This is a genomic window from Thermococcus sp. (assembly GCF_015523185.1).
In the GTDB taxonomy this organism is placed as follows: Archaea; Methanobacteriota_B; Thermococci; order Thermococcales; family Thermococcaceae; genus Thermococcus.
In genome coordinates, this window is sequence record NZ_WAKV01000048.1 from 1 (window position 1) to 23,261 (window position 23,261).

Consider the following 23,261-nt stretch of genomic DNA (forward strand, 5'->3'; position numbering starts at 1 on the left):
AAGGGTGCCAACCTCGGTGAACTTACCAACGCTGGAATACCGGTTCCGCCCGGATTCTGCGTCACTGCTGAGGCCTACAAGTACTTTGTCGAGAACGTTAAGCTCAACAAAGGTGACATCGAAAGGATAATGGGAGAGAAGGCCAAAAGTGGTGTCCTCGCAGAGGTTCTCGCAGAGGCCCCCGATGAACCGAGACCACTTCAGGACTGGATTATGGACATAGTAAGCAGAACCAATGTCGACGACAGCAGGGAACTGCTTGACAATACAGCTGTTATTAGAGAACTAATAGAGAGCATCCCAATGCCCGAAGAGATAAAGACCGAGGTTCTGGATGCATACCACAAACTTAGCCAGAGGTTCGGGAAGGAGGCTGTCTATGTCGCCGTTCGCTCCTCTGCTACTGCTGAGGACCTTCCTGAAGCAAGTTTCGCCGGCCAGCAGGAGACATACTTGGATGTTTACGGTGATAACGACGTCGTAGATAAAGTCAAGAAGTGCTGGGCCTCACTCTGGACCGCCAGAGCCACCTTCTACAGAGCCAAGCAGGGCTTTGACCACAGGAAGGTCTACCTCTCAGCGGTTGTACAGAAGATGGTCAACAGCGAGACCAGTGGTGTCATGTTCACCGCGAACCCGGTCACCAACGACAGAAACGAGATAATGATTAACGCTGCTTGGGGACTCGGTGAGGCCGTTGTCAGCGGTGCCGTTACTCCGGATGAATACATAGTCGAGAAGGGAACTTGGAAAATAAAAGAAAAATATATCGCCAAGAAGGAAGTCATGTACATCCGCAACCCGGAGACAGGTAAGGGTACCGTTCTCGTCAAAGTTGCCGACTACCTCGGTCCGGAATACGTTGAGAAGCAGGTTCTCACCGATGAGCAGATAATTGAAGTCGCCAAGCTCGGTGCCAAGATTGAAGAGCACTATCAGTATCCGCAGGACATCGAGTGGGCCTACGACAAGGACGACGGAAAGCTCTATATAGTTCAGTCCAGGCCAATAACAACCCTTAAGGAAGCGCCAAGCGAGGGCGAGGAAGTCGAGGAGACCGAGGAGATGGAGGTCATACTCAAGGGTCTTGGAGCCTCACCCGGTATCGGTGCCGGTAAGGTCGTCATCATCTTCGACGCCAGCGAGATTGACAAGGTCAAGGAGGGTGACGTCCTCGTAACCACAATGACTAACCCCGACATGGTTCCAGCCATGAAGAGGGCCTCAGCAATAGTTACCGATGAGGGTGGAAGAACGTGCCATGCCGCAATAGTTGGTAGAGAACTCGGAATCCCAACCGTTGTCGGAACCAAAGAGGCAACTAAGAAGCTCAAGGACGGCATGCTTGTTACTGTTGATGGAACCAGGGGTGTTGTCTACAAGGGCATAGTCAAGAGCCTCGTAAAGAAGAAAGAAGCGGAAAAAGCCGAGGGCGGTAAGGTTGTCGTCGCAGGCGCTCCACTCATCACCGCCACCGAGGTCAAGGTCAACGTCTCCATGCCGGAAGTTGCTGAGCGCGCGGCTGCAACCGGTGCAGATGGTGTTGGCCTCCTCAGGGCTGAGCACATGATACTAAGCATCGGTCAGCACCCGGTCAAGTTCATCAAGGAAGGAAAAGAGGAGGAGCTTGTCGAGAAGCTTGCTGAGGGCATCAGGAAGGTCGTCGAAGCCTTCTATCCGAGGCGCGTCTGGTACAGGACCCTTGATGCTCCGACCAACGAGTTCCGCGAGCTTCCGGGCGGAGAGGACGAGCCGGTTGAGAGAAACCCAATGCTCGGATGGCGTGGAATCAGGCGTGGTCTCGACCAGCCGGAGCTCCTCAGAGCCGAGTTCAAAGCCATCAAGAAGCTCGTTGATGAGGGATACGACAACATTGGCGTCATGCTCCCGCTTGTCAGCCACCCAGAGCAGATAAGGAAAGCCAAAGAGATAGCTCGCTCAGTAGGCCTTGAGCCGCACAAAGACGTCGAGTGGGGTGTCATGATTGAGACTCCTGCAAGTGCCCTCATCATCGAGGACCTCATCAAAGAAGGCCTCGACTTCGTCAGCTTCGGAACCAATGACCTCACCCAGTACACCCTTGCCATCGATAGGGACAACGAGCGCGTCTTCAAGCTTTACGACGAGAAGCACCCGGCAGTGCTCAAGCTCATCAAGCACGTCATCAAGGTCGCCAAGAAGTACGGTGTCGAGACCAGCATCTGCGGACAGGCCGGCAGTGACCCGAAGATGGCCAGAATCCTCGTCAGGCTCGGAATCGACAGCATCAGCGCCAACCCAGATGCCGTCGAGCTCATCAGAAAGACCGTCGCTCAAGAGGAGCAGAAGCTCATCCTTGAAGCTTCCAGAAAGAGACTCTTTGAGGATGCGGACGAGCTCGACTTCTGAATTCCTTTTCTCTTCTATCATATTTTGTTCTGTCATCTATAGCCAAACAACATTAATGCAACAATGGAACTTTTATCCATCTTAAGGTTTTTATACAAACGTTTCGACTGATATCTGATTAGAATGTCCCTGGAGGATGTCAGGGAAGATATCCTCAATGGCCCTGTGGAGAGAACGCTCTTCAGGTTAGCCGGCCCTTTAATCGTCAGCAACATGGTTCAGGTGCTTTACAACCTTATTGACACCTTCTGGCTCGGCAAACTCGGAAGGGAGGAGCTCTCGGCCCCCGGTGCCAGTTGGCCCTTTATAGCAACCCTCATGAGCATTGGCATAGGGTTCGCGGTGGCGGGCTTCGCCTTCGTGACCCAGTATATCGGGGCAAAAAACTTTAAGAGGGCAAACCGCTCTGCTGGGGCTCTCTATTCCCTGAGCCTCCTCTTTTCGGTTGGGGTGGCCGTAGTTGGCTCCCTCCTCGCACCCACGGTTCTCAGGCTCATGGACGTTTCACCAGACGTCTACCCATACGCTCTCAGGTACACCCTCGTCATCTTCATCGGCATACCCTTTGCCTTCACGTACTTTGCATTCACCTTTCTCATGAGGGCGGTTGGGGACACGAGAACGCCCATGTGGATAAGCTTCTTCACGGTTGGCCTCAACATGCTTCTCGACCCTGTTTTAATTTTTGGAATCGGCCCGTTTCCAGAACTCGGTGTCGTCGGGGCGGCAATAGCGACGATGTTCTCCAACAGCGTCGGCTCCCTGATAGGGGCCTACTACCTGATAACCGGCAGGAAAGGCATAAAGTTCACGCGCGAGGACTTGAAGCCCGACTGGGAGTTTTATAGGAAAATCTTCCGCATCGGTCTTCCCTCCGCGGTGGGTCAGTCACTCAACTCCTTTGGATTCATGGTCCTCACGAGGATAATCTTTCAGTTCGGAACAGTTGCCTTCGCCGCCTACGCGATAGCCAACAGACTCACCAACTTCATGTTCGCAATAGCGAACGGCATAGCCCAGGCAATGGGAACCATGGTCGGTCAGAACATAGGCGCGGGCAGGTTTGATAGGGCTAAGAGGATAGCCGAGAGGACGATGCTCTTGAACTTTGGAATTCTAACGGCGGGAACGGTGTTAATTGTTACCTTTAACGAACCCATTTTTGGTGCATTTATAAAGGACGACGCGGTTCTTCACGAGGCATCCCTCGTCGCGAAGTACTTCCTGACCTCACTTCCATTTTTTGGAATTTTCTCCGTGGTCACCAACGTCTTTCAGACCGCTGGAAAGACCCGGGTCAGTATGACGCTTGGCCTGATAAGGCTCTGGGGCCTGAGGATTCCACTGAGCTATATCCTCGGCTGGATTGTGAGTGCAAGCTGGGGTGTTTACCTTGGCATGGGTTTGAGCAACATCTTAAGTGCCTTCCTTGCCCTCATTTGGTTTTTGAAAGGTAGCTGGATGGAAAGGCTCATCGAGGAGTAGGTTTAAATAGGAACCCTTCGACGGCGGTCTGATAGACCATGAAGCTCAGCGAGATGCGTGAAGAAATAATCAACGGACCAATGGAGAGAACACTCCTCAAGCTAGCGGGCCCGTTGATAGTCAACAACCTCGTCCAGGTCGTTTACAACATAACCGATACCTTCTGGCTCGGCAAACTCGGAAGAGAGGCACTCTCAGCGCCGGGAGTAACGTGGCCGATTATCGGGACTCTGATGGCACTAGGGATGGGGTTTGCCACAGCCGGCTTTGCCTTCGTGGGTCAATACATAGGCGCAGGGGAGTTCAAAAAGGCAGGTCGCTCCGCAGGAGCCCTCTACTCCCTCATGGTCTTCTTCTCGGTGGTGACGGCAATCATAAGCGTCCTAATCCTCCCCTACGCACTTCGCTTCATGAAGGTAACGTCAAGCCTTTACCCCTACGCAAAAACCTATGCGACGATAGTCTTCCTCGGCGTTCCCTTCGCCTTCACATACATGGCCTTCTCGGCTCTGATGAGGGCTTCAGGAGACACGAAGACCCCGATGAAAATAACCCTCCTGACGGTTTTCCTTAATATAGTCCTAGACCCACTCTTCATCTTTGGTGTTGGTCCTTTCCCAAGGCTAGACGTTGCCGGAGCGGCAGTAGCTACCGTTATAGCGAACGCAACCGGCTCGGCAATCGGTCTCTACCTCATGTTCTCGGGAAGGGTAGCGTTAAAACTCACCCCCTCAAGCCTCAGGCCGGATTTGGAGTTCTATAAAAGGCTCTTCCGCGTTGGGCTTCCCTCAGGAATCGGCCAATCTGCCAACAGCTTCGGTTTCGTCGTTCTCACGAGGATTATAATGGGCTTCGGTGACGTCACCTATGCGGCCTATGTCATAACTACGAGGCTGGTGAACTTTCTAACGAGCATTTCCAGGGGTATAAGCATGGCCATGGGGACCATGATAGCCCAGAACGTCGGTGCCGGCAAGTTCGAGAGGGCCAAGAGAATAGCCGAGAGGGCGATGCTCATCAACTTCACCATAGCAAGCCTCGCAGTTCTAATCATTGGAACCTTCCGTGTTCCAATCTTCAAGGTCTTCCTCGACGACCCCAAGGTCATAGCCGAGAGCAAAATCGTCCTTGAGTACTTCCTCATCTCGGTTCCATTCTTCAACGGAATCTTCATCGTCGTCAACAGGACCTTCCTTTCGGCAGGACATACCAAAAAGAGCATGGCCCTAGGCATAATCCGTCTCTGGGGCCTAAGGATTCCACTGAGCTATGCCTTCGGCTACGTTGGGGCCATAACAATCCTTGGGCTAACGATACCCCTCGCGAGCCTCTTTGACTTCACGAGCAGGGGCGTCTTCTTCGGAATGGGCCTGAGTAACTTCATCGGGGCGTTGATAGCACTCGCCTGGTTCCTTCGCGGGAGCTGGATGAGCGCAATAATCGAGAAGAAGTCCAAAGGACTGAGAAAGCTTGGTAAGGTTAAACATTCGGAAGACTAATAAACCCTCCCTCCAAGGGCCAGCGGTGAGAACATGAAGGCCGAAAGGTGGGATGGCGTTTACTCCTTTGAGGACAGCCCCTTTTTGATGGAAATACTGACCGAACTGAGGGACGAGAGAACGGGGCCGATAGCATTCAGAAAGGGCCTCGTAAAGCTCGGTCGCTACATGGCCTACGAGCTGACGAAGACTATGGACGTCGAGAGAATTCCCGTGAAGACGTCCCTTGAGGAAACGGAAGGCGTAATCGTCAAGGACAGGCGCAACGTCGTCATAATAACCGTTCTTCGCGCAGCCATACCACTGATGGAGGGCCTCATCAAGGTCCTCGAACATGCGCGCGTCGGCATCATCTCCGCCTCCCGCGGAAAGGCGCCGAAGTTTGAGATTGAGATGAACTACGTTAAAATCCCAGAGATAAAACCTGAAGACACCGTTATCGTAGCCGACCCCATGATAGCGACTGGCTCAACGCTGATTAAGGTTCTCGACGAGGTCAAGCGCTACGGGAAGCCGAAGAGACTCGTTGTCCTTGGCGTTCTCGCCGCTCCAGAGGGGATAGAGAGAATAAAGGCAGAACACCCAGAGGTTGAAATATTCGTGGCAAAGGTTGACAGGGAGCTAAACGATAAAGGCTACATACTCCCCGGCTTAGGTGACGCCGGAGACAGGGCCTTTGGGGCACCGGTTAAACTTCAGTAAAGCCCTCCCCCTTCTTCCCTTAGTTTCTCCCTCTCCTTCTCGAGTTTCTTTTCGTCCTCAAAGAGCTTGGCCCTGTTTATAAAGGAAACCCTGCTGATGAGTTGAAGGGCGGTGTTCATAAATTTACCAGCGAAGGCACCGATGATAGACGCGACCACGAGCAGACCAACGAAAAAGCCCGCCTCCCCCCAGCTGTATCTACCGAGGGTGTGAAGGGAGTAACCCAGGGCCCCGAGGATAAAGGCGAAGACACCCCCAACGAGAACAACGAGGAGAACCTTGTAGCCATAGCGCTCCATGAACAGCGCGAAGTCCACCTTCATCACCGATTTAACTTCTTCAAAAGAAAGTATTTACGCCTTTCGGTCGGGTCGGCCAGTGCCAGTCTCATCACACATCAGACCGGTAAACGCTCGTCATCCCCCTTCAAATTTTCCCATGTCTTTTTAAACCCACCGACTAACAGGAGACGGCCGATGACGAGCGTTAGCCACGCTGACGATGATGAAAAGAGGGTTAGCCGAGGCCACTTTTTGAAACGAACCCCAGGAACTTCCTTAAAAACTCCATCCCGGCTTTGTTGTTAACGGCCTCCGGGTGGATTGAGAGGAAAAACGTCCAGTTCGTGTTCTCATAGGAGCTTTCGGCACTCGTGAGCTCGTATGGAAGAAGCAACGTGGGGGTATACCACGTGTATTCGTGGTTGTAGATGGGCTTAGTAGTTCCGTTCGGAAAGTAGATGAAATTCTCCCCAAGGACCGTGATATTGTGCTCAAGGAGAACATCCAGGGCTGGCCTTGAAAGGGAATACCTTGGGGCTATGAAGTACTTTGGCGTGAGGTTGAGATAGGAAAGGGCCCTTAAGCCCAGTTCGAGCTTCTTCTCGGCGACACTTGCGTTGCAGTTGAACTCATCTCCAATATGGGTGTATCCATGTAGCTCAATATGGTAACCCTCACGCTTTAACTCCCTGAGAAAGTCCATAAAAGTGCTGTACTTCCACATCGGCATCATTCCGCCGTGGTCAGGGATAACGAAGAGGTAAGTTCTGTTTTGAAGACCGTACTCATTTATAACGGCAGTTATGTTCCCCAGCTGTGGAAGATAAGCAGGGCTGACGTCGTGGACGAGTATGGCAAAACGCCCAAAGGGTTGAATATAGGCCGGACTCGACAGGGAACTTGAGGATAAGAAAACCAAGAGAAATATGACGAACACGAGCAGTCTCTTCATCGGGGAAAGATTGGAAAAAAGCGTAAAAACCTTTCTAGAGGTGCCTCCTCAGGAAGTCACCGACCTTCGCTTTCCACTCCTCGGGGTGAAACTTCAGCGTTCTGACGTGGGGCGAATCAGTGACCCAGAGCTCCACGTTCGGGTTCACCTTTTTGTTCCTCTCATAGAACTCTTTGACCTCATCAACCTTCACGAGGGGGTCCTTTTCACCCGCTATGAGGAGGAGAGGTTTTCTGATTTTTTCAGCGTAGGCTAGCATGTTGAGCTCCTTCGCACCGCTGAAAAGCTTTGTGAAGGGCTTGACAAAGGCGTAGAGCCACTCCGGGAGGTTGGCAAAGTATTTCAAACCGCGCGCACCCGTTCTATCAAGATAAATCGGCGGTGAATCCGCGACGCCGCAGGTAACTCGCTCGTCCTCAGCGAGGGCCCTTATCGTTACCACCGCACCCATTGAAAAGCCAACCAAACCTATTTTTCCGGCCTTCTCCGGGTGGTTCTTTTCCAGCCAGTCCACGGCAGAGATAACGTCAACGAGTTCCCTCTCTCCAACTGTGGTGTAGTTACCCTCGCTCTTCCCGTGGGCACGGAAATCAAAGACGAGAACGCTGTAGCCTTCCCTGAGTAGGAACTCAGTGGTCTGTTTCATGTAGACTTCATCCCACCTGCTCCTCGTATAGCCGTGCAAAGGAATAACCGTCGAGTCCTTCTCGTTGGGAACCCACCAGGCGCTGAGCTTAAGCCCGTCCCTTGTTTCGATGGTAACGTCTTCATATTTGTAGCCAAAGTCTTCCGGCGTCCAGTTCTTGATAAAGCGTGGTGGTTTGACCAGTTTGTAGGCAATAAAGGCAGAAAAAGCTATGAAGAGCAGAAATAGAAAAATTAAAACTTCAACCAACACCGGGTCATACCCCCACTTCCGTTTCTTCAATGTCTTCTATATCGGGCTTGTCTTCAGAGACAACATCGAGGTTCTTCATTCCCCAAATAAGGGGCAGGGCAATTATTACAAATATGGCACCAACGGGGAAAAGGACTCTATAATTACCTCCCGCAAGCTGAACTATTGCACCACCGACCAGACCGGCTATCAGTATCGGGAAGGATTTTGTTGCCTCAAAGAAGCCGTAATAGCGGCCGTTAAATGCTTCACGCTCGTACTTAGTGAGAAGGTCACCAATGACAGGCCAGGATGTAGCCATCAACATTCCCCAACCTATTCCGGCTATTCCAATCAAAGCCGTTATCTGTACTTTGGTGTAAACAAACCAGCCCGCGAGGAAGGGCACCAAGAAGATTATTCCCCCGAGAACAATGGACTTCCTCCTGCCCATTCTGTCGTAGAGTACTCCCCCAACAACGGCACCTACAAGTACAAGGACATTGAAAAGAGCCATTATTGCGTTTCCAAGGGCAGTGACATCCTTTGTTCCAAGAACTGATTCGAGGATTCCAAAGAGGAAGACAGCCACGAACTCGAAGCTCATCCACCATAGTATTTGAGCCGAATAGAACTTCAAGAAGTCTTTGTCGGAAACTATTGAACGGAGATACGCTGTAAGGCCCTCTTCCGGCATTTCCTCGGGTAAGGTGGGTTCTCTAACCTTCATATAGACGACGAGCGCTGAGAGCATCAGGAATCCAGAGACAACAGCAAAGGGAACCCACATGTATCCTGCCTGTATTAGGGCGTTTATTTCGTTTTTAATGTTTGTTTTCTTGGTTGCCTCAATTATTAAAAATGCTAAGCTTCCAAACAGGAAGAGGTTACCCGCCCACTCAAAGAGCGTTATTATACCGCTCGCCCTTCCGCGCTCGCCACTTGGGATAACATCCGGCATCAGTGAACGGTACTGGGCAACGTAGAAGTACATGGCGAAGTAGAACAGCGCGAGCATCGCTGCAAAAGCCAGCAATGGAACCTTTGCTATGTAGCTGAAGTAAACACCAAGGACTACAAAGCCAGCAAAGATACCACCAGCAAGAATAAAGGGCGTTCTCCGTCCCCTGCCAAAACGGCTCTTGTCACTGTAGTATCCCATTAGAATTGGAACAAAGATTCCCATCAGCCCTTGAAGTGAAAGCACAGCACCAATCACAAAGGCGGAATTGGTGTACTCATTCTGAAGCAACTTAAAGGAAAGTCCCTTGTTTAGGGCCCATCCTGTACTCATACTAAAGCCCAAGAGGGCCAGTCCCAAAACGGTTCCCCAGCTAAATTCCCGTTTCATATCCCTCCCCTCCATTTGAGGCCGAAGGCATTTTCATTATTCCAGCACAGATTCAACATTCATACCCCTTTTTCATTCGTAGAACATATTGATACGATGGTGCCATAGGGCTTTTAAGGGTTGTGAGTTCATTTTTGGGCGGTAGTAAAGATGACAATTCCGAACACTGAGAGAAACTTCATGCTATTAGGTCACAGAGGGTTTCGAGGTGTCTTGGAGAACACCCTACCCGCGTTCAGGAGGGCTCTCAAATACGCTGATGGAATAGAGTTCGACGTCAGGTTGACAGGTGACAGAAAGCTTGTAACACTCCACGATGGTGAGTTCCGGGCAAACGGAAAACTCTACAGAGTAAGAGAACTGACCTACAGGGAACTTCTCAGACTGCACCCTCACGGAAGATTAGTTCCAAGGGTGAAGGACGTTATAAAGCTCTCGCCGGAGATTTTAAACGCCGATATTAAAGACCCCGAAGTCGTTGAGAAACTGATTGAAAAACTCGAACGAAGAAATCTCCTGGAGAGAACCGTCATCTCCGCAGACAACCTCGGACTCGCCCTGAAAATTCAGAGGGAATGCCCAGACTGTCGGGTCGGATTTTCGATAATCAGCGCACGCAACCTTTTGATGAGCTTAAGATTAATGAGGAATGTTTACTCTATCCACATCCCCCTCGACCTGACCTCTTACCTCGGAGTGAGAGGAGTATTAACGCTGATAGAGCTCTACCGCCGGAAGGGTCTCAGGGTATGGCTCTGGAACTACAGAATGGACGAGCTTGCCCTCCTGCCGGAGCTTATGGACAGGGCGGATGCTGTTATAGCGGATGACCCTGCCAGGGTAAAAAGGTTTATATCTCTCCAACCCATTGGCATTGAGGCGACCAGATATGTGGGATGAGAAGGTAATAGTGCTCGGCCACAGGGGTTACATGGGCAAGTTCCCAGAGAACAGCCTTTTAGCGTTTAAAAAGGCCGTTGAAGCAGGAGCCGATGGTGTTGAGCTCGACGTCTGGCTAACAAAGGATGGAAAGGTAGTGGTAATGCACGATGAGACTATAGACAGGACAAGCAACATGAAGGGAAGGCAGAAGGAAATGACGCTTAAAGACCTCAAAAAGGCCGATATCGGCTTGGGCGAAAGGATTCCAACTCTTGAGGAGGTCTTTGAAGCCCTTCCAGAAAGCGCTCTAGTCAACGTCGAGCTCAAGGATAAGGATGCCGTTGGGGAAGTTGCTAGAATCGTCAAGAAAAACAACCCCGAGAGAGCCCTGATTTCTTCTTTCGACGTTGATTCTCTCAGGGAATACCGAAAGTTTGATGGGGAAACTAGAATGGGCCTCCTGATTGACAGGGAAGAGGTCGTCCCGCTCATCCCAAAGCTTAAGGAGGAGCTTAACCTCTGGTCAATAAACATCCCGATGGAGGCAATACCGCTTCTCGGCCTCGAAAAAACCCTTCAGGCCATAAAGTGGGCCCGCTCCCTTGGGCTAAAAGTCGTCCTGTGGACGGAAAACGACGAGCTCTTCTACCTCAACGACAACCTTGCAAAACTCAAGGGGCTTTTTGAGGTGGTCATTGCGAACGACGTGAAGAGAATGATTGAATACCTCAAGAAACAAGGGCTGAGATGAAAACCCTGTTGTCTATATTTTTTCCGTTGGCGGACTGTGAAGAGGAAATCCAGAGCGCAGGTGCGGGAAGTGAAGCGTGAGAACCTGAGGACATTCCTTCTACTCACACTTCTTTTTGTTTTCTCAATCACCCGTCTTCAGCTTTCAGGGGACGAATCTGTCCCGGCATATCTACTCCCGGTTGTGTGGGGGTGCCTTCTCCTGCTGGGAACAGCAGGGATACTTTTAAGTGTCAGGGAAGACAAGCGCGATTTTCTCGTGTTCACAGCCTTGGTAATTGTCGCGCTGTTCTTCACGGGAAGCTACATGGGGAACATCTATTTAAGAAAGGAAAGTGCCGAAGCCATCGCCTCAATACTGGCACTCTCTAAGGATTCGTATCCATGCGAAGGTTCCGATGTCTGGCTGACGTTGGGGATACCAATCAAAGATGACAAAGATGTCAAGAAGTTCGAGAACTTTCTGGAGGAGTTTAATCTCAGTCCCCACCTGCAGGATAAAGATACCATAGAAAACACCGCATACGTGTCAATGTGTGCAATGGGGAAAAGCTCAGAGCTCCCTGGTATGGAAAGAAAGGCACCGGAACTTGGCTGGTCATATTACGTCACCAACCTGACGGCACTGAGGCAAAAGACCTACAGAGAAGAGGTTGCAGATGAAAATACCATACGGATAGATTTCTTCATACAGGCATCAATGGGGCACACTGAATCCTATTTCACGTGCATCTCCCGGAAACTGACAGGGGTTGGCATTATACTTTCATTACTGGGCCTCTTACTGAGACTGCCCCGGGGAGAGTAAAGCATAATTATGGGAAGCACCCCATGTTCTAAGGTGGTCAAAGGTGGAGAAGTTCATACTCTCACTCGACGAGGGGACGACTTCGGCAAGGGCGATAATCTTCGATAGGGAAAGCAACATCCTTGGAATCGGCCAGTACGAGTTCCCCCAGCACTACCCTAGGCCCGGCTGGGTGGAACATGACCCGGAGGAAATCTGGGAAGCGCAGTTCAGAGCGATAAAGACTGCCATTGAAAGGGCCAAAATAGAACCTGGCCAGATAGCCGCTATCGGAGTTACCAACCAGCGCGAGACGACGATAGTCTGGGACAGAAACGGGAAACCACTTTACAACGCAATAGTGTGGCAGTGCAGAAGGACGGCGGAGATGGTTGAGGAAATAAAGAGGGAATACGGCGATATGATAAGGCAGAAGACCGGCCTTGTGCCCGATGCCTACTTCTCAGCCTCAAAGCTCAAGTGGCTCCTTGATAACGTGCCCGGTCTAAGGGAGAAGGCGGAGAAAGGCGAGGTCCTCTTCGGGACCGTGGATACCTTCCTCATCTACCGCCTAACCGGGGAGCATGTTACGGACTACTCGAACGCCTCCAGAACGATGCTCTTCAACATCAAGAGGTTAGACTGGGACGACGAGCTCCTTGAGATATTTGGAATTCCCAGAGACATCCTGCCCGAGGTGAGGGAGTCGAGTGAGGTCTACGGCTATACCAGGAGGGACCTCCTCGGTGCAGAGATTCCGGTAAGTGGGGACGCCGGCGACCAGCAGGCCGCTTTATTCGGTCAGGCGGGCTTTGAAACGGGAATGGTGAAGGCCACCTACGGAACCGGGAGCTTCATATTGGCAAACACGGGAAAGACCGTCCGCTACTCAAACAACCTGCTCACAACGATAGCGTGGGGGCTGAAGGGAAAGGTCACCTACGCCCTCGAGGGAAGCATATTCGTAACTGGAGCGGCAGTTCAGTGGCTCCGCGACGGAATAAAGATTATCAGACACGCCGCCGAAACCGAAGAACTCGCAGAAAAGCTGGAGAGCAACGAGGGGGTTTACTTCGTCCCGGCCTTTGTCGGCCTTGGAGCACCGTACTGGGACCAGTTTGCAAGGGGCCTCATAATAGGCATAACGCGCGGAACCGGCAGAGAACACCTCGCGAGGGCAACGCTGGAGGCGATAGCCTACCTCACACGGGACGTCATCGAGGAGATGGAAAAGTTGGTCGGAATAAAGGAGCTCCGCGTTGACGGTGGGGCAACTGCCAACGACTTCCTGATGCAGTTTCAGGCGGACATACTCAACAGGCGTGTCGTGAGGCCAGTGGTGAAGGAAACTACTGCCCTTGGAGCGGCCTATCTTGCAGGACTGGCCGTGGACTACTGGGAAAGCCTTGAGGAGATAGAGCGCCTCTGGAAGGTCGAGAAGATTTTCGAGCCAAAGATGGACGAAAAGACCCGGGAAAAGCTCTACCGCGGCTGGAAGGAAGCCGTGAAGAGGGCGATGGGCTGGGCAAAGGTCGTCGGAGAGTGAGTTACTGTTCTCCCCATATTTTTTATACTTTCGGGCGTATAACAATGGGGGAGAACATGAAGAGGCAAATAGTTCTTTTTAGCGTGTTTGTGATTCTCGTAATACTCGGATATGCCCTGCATGGGGACCAAGGCACACCAATCCACTCGGCAGTCCCCAATGAGAACTCCACGCACACCCCAGTCGGAGAGAAAGCTCCATCAGTCAACGAGGTACTTATTAGCTTGGGCTCCTATGAATCTTTCTGCTGGGTCGTTAATGGAACTTCACTTCCGGTTCCTTTCTTCGGGATTCAGGCCAAGTGGGTAAAGGGTTGCGTGAACTACGCCAACGGCTCCGCCGTTTACTGGGTTAAAAAAACAGACGGAAGAAGCTTCCATTACATAGTAAACGCCACTTTGGATGACCTTGACTGGTCAGTTATTACTCACACGTATTCCCCGGGACTCAACATCATGAACTTCCTGTCGTGGGTTCTGACAGACGGGAACGTCACGGACGTTAAACGAGCTGGGAATCTCTACCAGCTCAACCTGTCATTAGATTACGTGGACGAATCCAACGCAGGAACTATTGAAAATCCACACATAATCAGGATTTACATAACCTGGAACGTTACACTAATCGTCAACGCCGACGGGGAACCAATCGGGGGACACTTCGTGGGAAAGAGTCGCGGTCCCTCCAATGTTAACAGTGCCAACTGGTTCCAAGAGGGAAACTTCACCCTCCTCGGCGAGTGGAAGCAATGAACGTTCATGTCCATTCTCCTTCTGTTCTCCCCTGTTCTCCCTCTCAATGCCCCGAACAGTCCTCTCTACTCTTTTTCACAAAACCAAAGGTTTGAGAAAGCTTTAAAACGTGGAAGGAATTTTTAAGCTCACCGGAGGGTGGCGTATGAAAACGAAAGTTGCCATAATAGGCGCGGGAATAAGCGGTGCGAGCATAGCGCGCGTTCTGAGCAGGTTCGAGAACCTTGAGATTCACCTAATCGAGAAGGCACCCGACGTTGGCTGGGGTGTGAGCAAGGCCAACACCGCCTTAATTCACGGCGGTTACGACGACGACCCGGAAAAGTATCCGACGAGGGCGAGGCTCTGCATAAAAGGCAATAGGCTCTGGCATCAGTGGGTTAAGGAACTCGAGATTCCCCACGTCTGGAACGGGGCTTTGATAGTTGCAACAAAGGAGGAAGACTTTGACGAGCTCGAGAGGCTTTTGGAGCGCGGGAGGAAAAACGGCGTCCCCGAGATGAGAATAGTTGATAAGGAAGAGCTCTTCCACCTCGAGCCGGGCCTCACACCCAAGGCTATCGGCGCTCTATGGGTTCCTATAGTCGGCCAGATAGCACCGATTCCGGCGGTTATAGCAATTGTGGAAAACGCCGTTGCCAACGGGGTAAAGACCCACCTCGAAACGGAAGTGAGGGGCATAAAGGTTGAGAACGGGGAAGTTAAGGGCATTGAAACAAACAACGGTTTCATCGAGGCTGACATCGTAATAAACGCGACGGGCCTTTATGCCGATGAGATAGCGAGAATGGCAGGAATAGACTACTTTGAGATTCACCCGAGGAAAGGGGAATACTGGATTTTCGATGACGACGTCCCTGGGCCGAGGAGGGTTCTTTTCCCTACGCCGACGCCGATAAGCAAGGGAATCGTCGTGACCACGGAGATTTCAGGTCACCTCATGATAGGACCCAACGCCCAGGATTTGCCACCAGAGGAAAAGGAAAACTTCGCCACGACAGAGGAGGGTCTCGAACAGGTCTGGGAAGGTGCCAAAAAGCTCTGGCCCCGGCTACCCCCAAGGAGCAAGGTCATCAGAACCTTTGCCGGGCTGAGACCTGAGCCAACCGGGGGAGACTTCATAATCAAAGCGGAGGAAGAGGTCTGGGGTTTTATCAATGTTGCAGGCATTCGTTCGCCCGGTTTGACAAGTGCACCGGCAATAGCCTACGAGGTGGTTCAAATAATCGAGAGCGACCTCGGAATTGAGCTGAAGGAAAAATCCAAGTGGAACCCCTACAGGAAGGAGATAAGCCACTTCTTCATGATGACACCCGAGCAGGTGAACGAAGCGGTTAAGAGAAACCCGGCCTACGGGAAGATAGTGTGTCGGTGTAACAACGTCAGCGAGGGGGACATTCTGGAGGCAATCGAGAGGATGAAGTTCATAGGCGTTAAAACGCCGAGCGTTGATTCCGTCAAGTTCAGGACGAAAGCTACCACTGGAACCTGTCAGGGAAGCTTCTGCAGGCCGAAAATAGTCCAGCTTTTAGCCAAAGAGTACGGAGTCGAGCCCTGGAAAGTAACGCTGAAGGGCAGGGGAAGCGAGATTGGAATAGGAGACGTCAAGGTCCTGCTCAGGGGGGATGGTGCATGATGTTCCCAAATATCCCGGCCCTTAGCTACGACGTCGTCGTCATAGGCGGTGGGCCCGCGGGAATGGCCGCGGCAATAAAGGCCAAGGAACTCGGTTTAAATGTTCTCCTACTAGATGAAAACGACTACCTCGGCGGTATTCTGCCCCAGTGCATTCACCCAGGCTTTGGACTTCACTACTACAGGGAAGAACTAACCGGACCTGAGTTCGCCTCGCGCCTCGCCAAGAATCTTGTCGAGTTGGGTGTGGAGTACCGAACCTCGGCGAGGGTTCTCGAAATCAGGAACTACTCCGACCTCGAAAAGTTCGTGCTCTTCACGTCTCCAGCCGGAATCTATGGGGTCTGGGCCAAGGCGATAATCTACACCGCTGGGGCTCGCGAAAGGCACGCCTTTGAAATTGGAATAGTTGGTGACAGGGTTGCCGGGATTTACACGGCAGGAGAAGCCCAAACGCTTATGGACATTTACGGAATAATGCCGGGCAGAGAAGTCGTTATCGTCGGTTCCGGCGACGTTGGTCTGATAATGGCCCGGCGCTTTGCCCTTGAGGGAGCGAAGGTAAAGGCCGTTGTGGAACTTATGCCGTATCCCGGCGGACTGGCGAGGAACGTCATGATTCTCAGGGACTTTGGAATTCCCCTCTACCTGAGCCATAAGGTCGTAGAAGTTCGCGGAAGGAGAAGGGTCGAGAAAGTTAAGGTCGTTAAGGTTGATGAGAACCTCAACGAGACGGGCGAAGAGTTCTGGATTGAAGCCGATACCCTAGTTGTCTCAGCGGGCCTTGTTCCTGCGGTGAAGAAGCTGAAGAAGGTTGGGGTTGAAATTGACCCAGCAACCGGTGGGCCAGTTGTCAACGACAGGCTTGAGACGAGCGTTCCCGGAATCTTCGTTGCCGGGAACTCACTCCTTATAAACGACCTCGTTGATTACGTGGCAGAGCAGGGTGAACTTGCCTCTGAGGGGGCCAAAGAGTTCATTGAAAACGGCGGAATCGAGAGCAGAAAGTGGATTAAGGTTAATAGGGGAGAAAACGTTAGGCTCATCGTTCCCCACTACCTGAGCGGAGAGAGGGACGTTTACCTCTACCTCCGCGTTGCAAAGCCAATGGAAAACGTTGAGCTCAGGATTCCAGAGATAGACAAGAGGATAAAGCTTCCTGTGGCCAAGCCCGCTGAGATGCTCAGGATAAAGCTCAAAGCCGAGGAAATCAGGAAGGCAGAGAGGCTCACCGTGGAGGTGGTGAAGGCATGATTTACCGCTTTACCTGTATAGTCTGCCCACTTGGCTGTTCCATTGAGGTTGAAGTTGAGGACGGGAAGATTAAGGATGTCAGGGGTTGTACATGTCCCAGAGGAGAGGAATGGGCAATACAGGAAGTTATAAACCCCAGGCGAGTAGTGATGAGCGTTATTCCTGTTGAAGGTGGTGCTCTTCCAACGGTGAGCGTCAAAACTGCCGAACCAGTCCAGAAAGAAAAGATACCCGAGCTTATGAAATTCCTGGCAAACCTAAGATTAAAAGCCCCCGTAAAAATTGGGGACGTCGTTGCCGAGTGGGAAGGGATAAAAATAGTTGCAACAAGAGGGGCTTAGTCCCAAAGACCGTTGAAAGGTGGGGCATTCTCAATGCCCTCTGGCCTTTTTATTATAACCGGCTCGTTTATCTTTGTCAGCGCTTCTCTATCATGGACGCGGAGGTGAACCGGCACGCTCTCCTTAGTGATGGGGTCTGGAATCATGAGTGTTAGGTCAAAGTAAGTTTCAATGTAATAGGGTGTTCCATCGTTTTTGAGTTTCACGAGCACCCAGCCCTCGTTTGTTTTGACACTTCCATTGAGCCTAAAGAGTTTATCGAGAGCATAAGTTCTTCCCGTTGCATTGACAAACTGTTCAAAACTGAGGTTAAGTTTGAACTGATATCCGTCAGCGGTGGGGAGAATAGTCACGTTTGTCGAGTTCAGCAGAGAGCGAATGGCGTCGAGGTTGTAGGAGCCGGAACCGCTTTCCTGTTTGTCGGTTGCATTGTACCACCTGTTGTTTACTTGAAGGTAGGTATAGTTTCCCTCAATGTAGACGGGCCAGTTGAACGATATGTTCAGGCCGTTGTAATAGGCCCAACCAGTGTAGTTCCCCAGAGCCCTTTTGTTGACCCTATCTAACATGGCGGTGATTCTCAGGCTCATGGTCAGGTTAACGGTCGTGTTCTCCTCAGGCAGGGTAAAGTCCATGGCCATTGTGAAGTTCTCATCATAGTGGGCAGTTTTTATGTTCCTGATGGCATGGATGACCTTCTCCTCCGTTAGACCCGTGCTTTTGCCTACACATCCCGCGGCAAATACGACCAGTAGAGCGACAACAGCTGATAGGAGGGCCTTCTTCATGCTACTACCTCCAGTCGTTTTCACTGAGAGAGGACAGGTCTTCCTTAAATACTTTTCGAATTAAGAAAGCTTAAACAAAAGCACATTGGAAATAGTTCAATCGTAAAAACATGAAAACATAACAAAAAGAACAGTATACTACAGAATATAAACCAAAAGGTCAGTCCTCAATAGCTTCAAGCTTCTGAAGGAAAATCCTCAAATCCGTTTTAAAGGGCTCTTCCACCCGCTGGAGTTCCTCCTTTAAGCGCTCAATGAACTCTTCTTCGTTCTCCGCTTTTCTCCAAAGTTCTTTCACGAGTTTTTCCAGCCTGTCCCAGTACTCCACATAGGGTCGGGTCTCAAAGAGGACCACCTCAAGCTTTTGCGAGTCCTTCATCACCAACCCCTCCTGATGAGATAATACCAAAACCTCTGTCTGTCCTCTTCCTCACCGAGGATTAGGAAGTAGCGCAGGATTGACAGATTAACTAGGAGCAGGAATATGAGCATTATGTTATAGGCAGGAACCGTTACACTCAGGAACGCGAAGTAGTCCCATATGAAGTGGAGAAATATCGCAAGGGCGTAGAACTGAGAGAGGGACTCAACTTTCCCCTCAGCCTTGAGACCATAACCAACACCGATTATGGCCGTCCACGTCCCATGGGCAAAGGGCGTGAGGAAAGCCCTTGTAAGTGTTACGGCCACGCCCCAACCGAGGCCATAGAGGAAGTTTTCGGTAGCCGCGAAGCCGAGACCCGCCGCGACGCCGTAGACTAGGCCGTCCATTATGCCATCCATCTGACCGGCTTTGTAGGGGAATCTAACCGCAAGGGCCTTTGCCGGCTCTTCAACAAGCCCTGCAACCAATGCAACATAGAAAGCTGTGGTCGGAAGTATCGGCTGTATCAGACCTCCAACAGTCAAAACGCTTTCGACGATGTAGGCAATGCCCACCGATAAAGTGGCACCCAGAAGAAACGTTGCTATGACGTATCTCTTGGGTTCTGGCTCGTATCTGTCCTTGTGATAGAAATACCAGAGTATCGCGAGGGCTGGAGCGTATGCAAAGAATACCAACGCCGTCAGCACGTTCATCGCTATCACCCACAAAAGTAATTCCTGAGAGGTTTAAACCTTTCGCTAAAGCCTCTTTAAAACCTCTCGGAGACGGGAAAGCCTACCAAAATCGAGAAGTTCTCCCTCAACGGGAACAACCACTCTAAAGTCCTCCTTGTAAAACCTCAGAAAGGGAGAGACAACCTCCCTGAGGACATCGTTTCCATACGCCCAGGGGCTGAAAGCAGGGAGAACGATAAGCCTTTCGCCAAAGAGAAATGCCGGAACCTTTAGGATGGCACCAACTTCGTCGCGGAGCCTTATAGCGGGGTGCTCATGGCCAATTATAAAGCACTCACCCTCAACCAGTTTGTGGCCATGGACAAGCTTCCAACCATAGATTTCGAGCTCATCAACTATCTCCACTCCCAGCTCCCTGAGCCACAGAATTCCAACGTCGTGGTTACCCCTGACGAGAACTACCTCTCCAACAAGATTGCTTATTTTGTCAAAAAAAGCCTTCAACTCAGCCCTCTCCCTCCACTCGGGGATAAAGGAGTGTTTTAAGTCGCCGTCTATGATAAGTCTTTTTGGCCTCTCCCGCTCTATAAGACCTTTTAGATTTTCAACGACTTCGTGAAATATCCTTGGAAGGTAAAAACCTTCCTTTGCCATCGCAACTTCATAGCCGAGGTGCAGGTCAGCTATTATTAGGTTTTTCCCCAGTTTCAATGCCTTCTCCGGGAGTGGCTCGGGCTTCATAAGAGTAAGTTTGATGAAGCCCTTTTAAGCTTTGTTAGGGGAACCGAAAAGGTTTTAAATCTGACCAATAAGGTAGCAATGGTGAGTAAAAATGGCCTACATTGGGTTCGCCAAGAGTTCTTACGGCCCGGCAAAGACCTACGAGCTAATCCTAGAGGAGCTCAGAAAGATGGGCTTTACAATCGAGTTCTCAAAGCACCACTGGATGGGCGATGCACCCTTTGGGCTAGTCATGGCGGAGACAGACAGGGGAAAAATCGCCATCAGATGGAACCTCGGAAAGGAATTCAGCGTAAGGCTTGAAGAGGTAAATGAAGAGGACTGGGACGAGTTCGTGGAGGACACCCTTGAGTATCTCAGCGGCGATTGATGTAGTGGATTCCAGTTTCGTTTACCATTCTCCTAACCGCGTTGAGGTTAAGGAGCATGTAGTTCTTGTCCATGGGCGGGGCTATGTAGCCGATGTAAGAACCGTTGACGAACCTCCAGCTACCGAGTTCCACAAAGTAAACGTCCTGACCGTTTGAAGAACTTTTACTCGTCCAGACAACTATTGATAGGGAATCAATTTTCTGACTTATGTTCACCGCCACGTAACCGTATTCAAGGTTATCCGTGCAACGGGTTGTGTTTGCCTCAAAGCCCAAGGCCCTTAGGGTTCCTTCGTCGATTTCGTAAATCGTGAGAACGCCAGTCGGAGTGAAGTTGTAGACATAGGCCACGGAGCAGTCACTGAGGAGTCTATCCCCAACGACGAACTGCCACTCACCCGCAGGTGGAGAAACCCCAAGGTAGATTGCTGTAACGTTTGGCGGTTGAGAGGTCACGCTACCCATTAAGTCCTTCCACCAGGGGCCAATAGAGAGGACTAGTATTGCAGTGAACGCAACCAGTGACAGTATCACTACCCTGCTCCTTAGGGGATTTTTCATGGGCATCCTCCAAGGGTAATTGGAAAACATCCTAAAAATATTTTATCCTTCTGGATGTTTTCTCTTTTTCACATTCTCAATCACATCGAATAGACTCCAGAGGTCCCTTATGACGTGAAGGTGCGGAATTAGGGCAAGTTTTTCACGATTCTTTTCAACGAACCTGGCTGTGAAGGGAAAGTAGTACCACACGAACTCGGTGTTCTCATCACCCCTGCCGATGAAGCGCCAGGGCTTGTCGTCCACCCAGATAAAGGTCTCGTTTCCGTATTTTTCCCTAACGAGCCGAAAGGCCTCGTCAAGTGTCATTTCACGACCGAAGACGATAACATCATCGAAGAGGTCGTACAGGCCTACCATCTTGAGCCTTTTAACCTTCATGCCCTCTATGAAGTCCTCGGCCGAGAAAGAAATAACGGTGTGTCCCCCTTCCTTGAGTTTTTTGAGCAGTTCCAGTGAATCGTCTATCGGCTTAGTCAGCTTTGCCCTCTCGATGAACCAGGTCTCGAAGAACTTAGTCCTCAGGAAAAAAGGGGGCTTATGGGTCTTCTTATGTCCCCCTAAGCTCGGTCTCTCGAACTGGAGTTCAATTTTTGTTAGCAACTTCGCCCAGAGCTTTTTTCCGGGAAGCCAGCGATAACGCTTTTCAAGCGCTCGAAGGAAGGCCTCCTCGATACAAGAATAACTGTCAACGAGTGTTCCGTCGAAATCAAATGCTATTATCATTGTCATCCCCTTTTGCCCGAGACATTAGGGTGCTTTAAACTTTTGCCCCCCGGGAACAGTCTGGGAACGTTGAATTAAAGTTTGTTCAATTGTTTTCCAACCATCATAACTATTGTCACTCAAAAAATTTTTATTCGGGTATCATTAACACCATCCCTGCCAAGGAGGTGTTAAAATGAAAAAAGTAATTGCTACAATCATGGTAGTTGTTTTTGTTCTTTTTTCAAGCACCTACGCAATAGCATGGCCGACCAACGGACCCAGTCTAAATGACAAAATGAACGTCCACCAGAGGCTTACCTACATGGCAATAAAGGCCGTCTATCAGGACGACCCCAAACTCGGTGAAATCCTGGTGAAATACCAGAACCAGCTTCTCTACGGTGCCTATGACGAGGACTGGAGAGGCGGGAGCATAACAATCGGGGGCAAGACGTACACCCTTGAGAGCCAGTATCATTTTATAGACCCAATGGACCATGCAGGGCTATTCATCACAGATATAGCGACTGGACACGATGTTTCCGCCGCGGACAAGGCTCAAGAGCTCTATGAGAAGGCAGTGCAACTCTGGAAAGAAGGCAACTACAGTGGGGCCATGCTATACCTTGGCAGGACTGTGCACATACTTGAGGATGCATCGATGATTATAGCCCATAACACTCCCCACCTGTTTGAGGTCCTCGAAGAGTTCAAATACGCCGAGGACGCCCATGATTTCGTTGAAAACAACGTCTCCCCTACGGTTGCCGACGACATGCTAAACGGAAGAGTCCCCCTTAACCTGACCCCCATAAAGTGGTGGCAGATTCCCGAGGAGAAAAAGAAGTTCATTCAGGGGGAGGACATATACCTCGGGCCTCACGAAAACGGCCACATGAGCCTGTCCAATGGCGTCGCTTGGGCCTACGTGGACCTCGCCGCCCACAACTCATGGCGCTATATGGCCTATGCCACAGGAAAAGACATAAACCTCTGGGGGCCCCTTGGTCATTTAGGCCCCTACTTCTGGACGAAGGAGCTCAAAAAGGGCGACTGGAGTGTTCTTAAGCTCCAGTTCCTTGGAGCCAGCTCTATAACCCTTGTCTTCTTCGACATTGACATGCAGAACTTCTACGGAAAAACTCTCGGCTACGTCGAAATCTACGATAAGAACCACAACCTCATAGCCAAGTACTCCCAAGACCCGAACCTTATAGGGCCCACTGAAGTTACCGTTCCAGGGGACACCGTTTACATCTACACCCACGTTGACAAGGATGACTGGCTGGACGACACGGTTGACGGCTGGTCCATCAGAAACATAGTTATTCACGCAAACTTCAACCCCAACTCCCCCAGTAACTTCAAAACCCTGGATGGCAGGACGTATACCAAAGTCCAGTGGGCGGTATATCAGACGATGCAGTATGACATCCAGCTCGTCGCGGGGCTTATGGAGAAGTTCTTTGAGGATGTAGGCGTTACCAGCTGATTTTCTTTTACCCTTTCAATACCCTTTTGCACACTTCCGATGTCGTGTCTACAATT

Annotated in this window: 24 protein-coding genes; 14 read left to right on the forward strand and 10 right to left on the reverse strand. The window is 50.9% G+C overall.

What is annotated here, in order from left to right:
• From ppsA to upp, 4 genes are all read left to right on the forward strand, one after another.
• Positions 1–2,388, forward strand: a 2,388-nt coding sequence (ppsA, locus tag F7B33_RS05185; RefSeq protein WP_297073559.1) for a phosphoenolpyruvate synthase, incomplete at its 5' end; no start/stop codon positions are given.
• 123 nt (positions 2,389–2,511) lie between these two features.
• Positions 2,512–3,873 carry an MATE family efflux transporter gene (locus F7B33_RS05190; protein ID WP_297063065.1) on the forward strand — a complete coding sequence of 454 codons (1,362 nt, stop codon included), beginning with the start codon at positions 2,512–2,514 and terminating at the stop codon, positions 3,871–3,873.
• A gap of 38 nt (positions 3,874–3,911) precedes the next feature.
• Complete coding sequence (locus F7B33_RS05195) at positions 3,912–5,372, forward strand: MATE family efflux transporter (RefSeq protein ID WP_297063063.1); 1,461 nt, start codon at positions 3,912–3,914, stop codon at positions 5,370–5,372.
• Positions 5,373–5,405: 33 nt separating this feature from the next.
• The gene (upp, locus tag F7B33_RS05200) at positions 5,406–6,074 is read left to right on the forward strand and encodes a uracil phosphoribosyltransferase (protein WP_297073562.1); all 669 of its coding nucleotides are present in this window, start codon (positions 5,406–5,408) and stop codon (positions 6,072–6,074) included.
• Here the strand turns inward: upp and F7B33_RS05205 are convergent.
• From F7B33_RS05205 to F7B33_RS05220, 4 genes are all read right to left on the reverse strand, one after another.
• Positions 6,068–6,397 carry a hypothetical protein gene (locus F7B33_RS05205; protein ID WP_297073564.1) on the reverse strand — a complete coding sequence of 110 codons (330 nt, stop codon included), beginning with the start codon at positions 6,395–6,397 and terminating at the stop codon, positions 6,068–6,070. The two genes, upp and F7B33_RS05205, sit on opposite strands and share 7 nt — an antisense overlap.
• 193 nt (positions 6,398–6,590) lie before the next feature.
• Positions 6,591–7,307 (reverse strand): DUF2334 domain-containing protein, encoded by a 717-nt coding sequence (locus tag F7B33_RS05210; protein ID WP_297073566.1) that lies wholly within the window; start codon positions 7,305–7,307, stop codon positions 6,591–6,593.
• Between the two features lie 34 nt (positions 7,308–7,341).
• Entirely contained in the window at positions 7,342–8,205 is an 864-nt protein-coding gene (locus tag F7B33_RS05215; RefSeq protein WP_297063059.1) for an alpha/beta fold hydrolase, read from the reverse strand.
• 4 nt (positions 8,206–8,209) lie between these two features.
• Positions 8,210–9,535 carry an MFS transporter gene (locus F7B33_RS05220; protein WP_297063058.1) on the reverse strand — a complete coding sequence of 442 codons (1,326 nt, stop codon included), beginning with the start codon at positions 9,533–9,535 and terminating at the stop codon, positions 8,210–8,212.
• A 150-nt stretch (positions 9,536–9,685) separates the two neighbouring features.
• Between F7B33_RS05220 and F7B33_RS05225 the strand changes: the two genes are divergently transcribed.
• The 8 genes from F7B33_RS05225 to F7B33_RS05260 all read left to right on the forward strand — a co-directional run bounded on the left by F7B33_RS05225 (position 9,686) and on the right by F7B33_RS05260 (position 17,482).
• Positions 9,686–10,435 carry a glycerophosphodiester phosphodiesterase family protein gene (locus F7B33_RS05225; RefSeq protein WP_297063056.1) on the forward strand — a complete coding sequence of 250 codons (750 nt, stop codon included), beginning with the start codon at positions 9,686–9,688 and terminating at the stop codon, positions 10,433–10,435.
• Entirely contained in the window at positions 10,425–11,168 is a 744-nt protein-coding gene (locus tag F7B33_RS05230) for a glycerophosphodiester phosphodiesterase family protein (protein WP_297073568.1), read from the forward strand. Before F7B33_RS05225 ends, F7B33_RS05230 begins: the two co-directional genes overlap by 11 nt.
• 69 nt (positions 11,169–11,237) lie before the next feature.
• Positions 11,238–11,975, forward strand: coding sequence for a hypothetical protein (locus F7B33_RS05235; protein ID WP_297073570.1), 738 nt, complete (start codon positions 11,238–11,240; stop codon positions 11,973–11,975).
• Between the two features lie 43 nt (positions 11,976–12,018).
• On the forward strand, positions 12,019–13,500 hold the full coding sequence (glpK, locus tag F7B33_RS05240; RefSeq protein WP_297063050.1) for a glycerol kinase GlpK: 1,482 nt from the start codon (positions 12,019–12,021) through the stop codon (positions 13,498–13,500).
• A gap of 56 nt (positions 13,501–13,556) precedes the next feature.
• Entirely contained in the window at positions 13,557–14,252 is a 696-nt protein-coding gene (locus tag F7B33_RS05245) for a hypothetical protein (protein ID WP_297073571.1), read from the forward strand.
• Positions 14,253–14,397: 145 nt separating this feature from the next.
• Positions 14,398–15,888, forward strand: coding sequence for an NAD(P)/FAD-dependent oxidoreductase (locus F7B33_RS05250; RefSeq protein WP_297073575.1), 1,491 nt, complete (start codon positions 14,398–14,400; stop codon positions 15,886–15,888).
• A complete protein-coding gene (locus F7B33_RS05255; RefSeq protein ID WP_297073600.1) occupies positions 15,888–17,141 on the forward strand; it encodes an FAD-dependent oxidoreductase in 1,254 nt (417 codons plus the stop codon). The genes F7B33_RS05250 and F7B33_RS05255 overlap by 1 nt, the downstream gene beginning before the upstream one ends.
• A complete protein-coding gene (locus F7B33_RS05260) occupies positions 17,138–17,482 on the forward strand; it encodes a DUF1667 domain-containing protein (protein WP_297062455.1) in 345 nt (114 codons plus the stop codon). The genes F7B33_RS05255 and F7B33_RS05260 overlap by 4 nt, the downstream gene beginning before the upstream one ends.
• On the opposite strand, the gene F7B33_RS05265 is transcribed toward F7B33_RS05260, so the two are convergent.
• The 4 genes from F7B33_RS05265 to F7B33_RS05280 all read right to left on the reverse strand — a co-directional run bounded on the left by F7B33_RS05265 (position 17,479) and on the right by F7B33_RS05280 (position 20,073).
• On the reverse strand, positions 17,479–18,270 hold the full coding sequence (locus F7B33_RS05265) for a hypothetical protein (protein WP_297073576.1): 792 nt from the start codon (positions 18,268–18,270) through the stop codon (positions 17,479–17,481). The two genes, F7B33_RS05260 and F7B33_RS05265, sit on opposite strands and share 4 nt — an antisense overlap.
• Before the next feature lie 160 nt (positions 18,271–18,430).
• Positions 18,431–18,649 carry a hypothetical protein gene (locus F7B33_RS05270; protein ID WP_297062459.1) on the reverse strand — a complete coding sequence of 73 codons (219 nt, stop codon included), beginning with the start codon at positions 18,647–18,649 and terminating at the stop codon, positions 18,431–18,433.
• On the reverse strand, positions 18,649–19,350 hold the full coding sequence (locus F7B33_RS05275) for a PrsW family glutamic-type intramembrane protease (protein ID WP_297073604.1): 702 nt from the start codon (positions 19,348–19,350) through the stop codon (positions 18,649–18,651). The genes F7B33_RS05270 and F7B33_RS05275 overlap by 1 nt, the downstream gene beginning before the upstream one ends.
• Before the next feature lie 45 nt (positions 19,351–19,395).
• Positions 19,396–20,073, reverse strand: a complete 678-nt coding sequence (locus tag F7B33_RS05280) for a metallophosphoesterase (RefSeq protein WP_297073579.1) — start codon at positions 20,071–20,073, stop codon at positions 19,396–19,398.
• Positions 20,074–20,164: 91 nt separating this feature from the next.
• Between F7B33_RS05280 and F7B33_RS05285 the strand changes: the two genes are divergently transcribed.
• Positions 20,165–20,443, forward strand: a complete 279-nt coding sequence (locus F7B33_RS05285) for a hypothetical protein (RefSeq protein ID WP_297062463.1) — start codon at positions 20,165–20,167, stop codon at positions 20,441–20,443.
• Here F7B33_RS05285 and F7B33_RS05290 read toward each other — a convergent pair.
• On the reverse strand, positions 20,430–21,011 hold the full coding sequence (locus F7B33_RS05290) for a hypothetical protein (RefSeq protein WP_297073581.1): 582 nt from the start codon (positions 21,009–21,011) through the stop codon (positions 20,430–20,432). The genes F7B33_RS05285 and F7B33_RS05290 overlap by 14 nt on opposite strands.
• A gap of 36 nt (positions 21,012–21,047) precedes the next feature.
• On the reverse strand, positions 21,048–21,731 hold the full coding sequence (locus F7B33_RS05295; RefSeq protein WP_297062480.1) for an HAD family hydrolase: 684 nt from the start codon (positions 21,729–21,731) through the stop codon (positions 21,048–21,050).
• A 175-nt stretch (positions 21,732–21,906) separates the two neighbouring features.
• On the opposite strand from F7B33_RS05295, the gene F7B33_RS05300 reads away from it, so the two are divergent.
• Positions 21,907–23,205: a phospholipase gene (locus F7B33_RS05300; protein WP_297062467.1), complete on the forward strand. Its 1,299-nt coding sequence runs from the start codon at positions 21,907–21,909 to the stop codon at positions 23,203–23,205.
• Positions 23,206–23,261 lie beyond the last annotated feature (56 nt).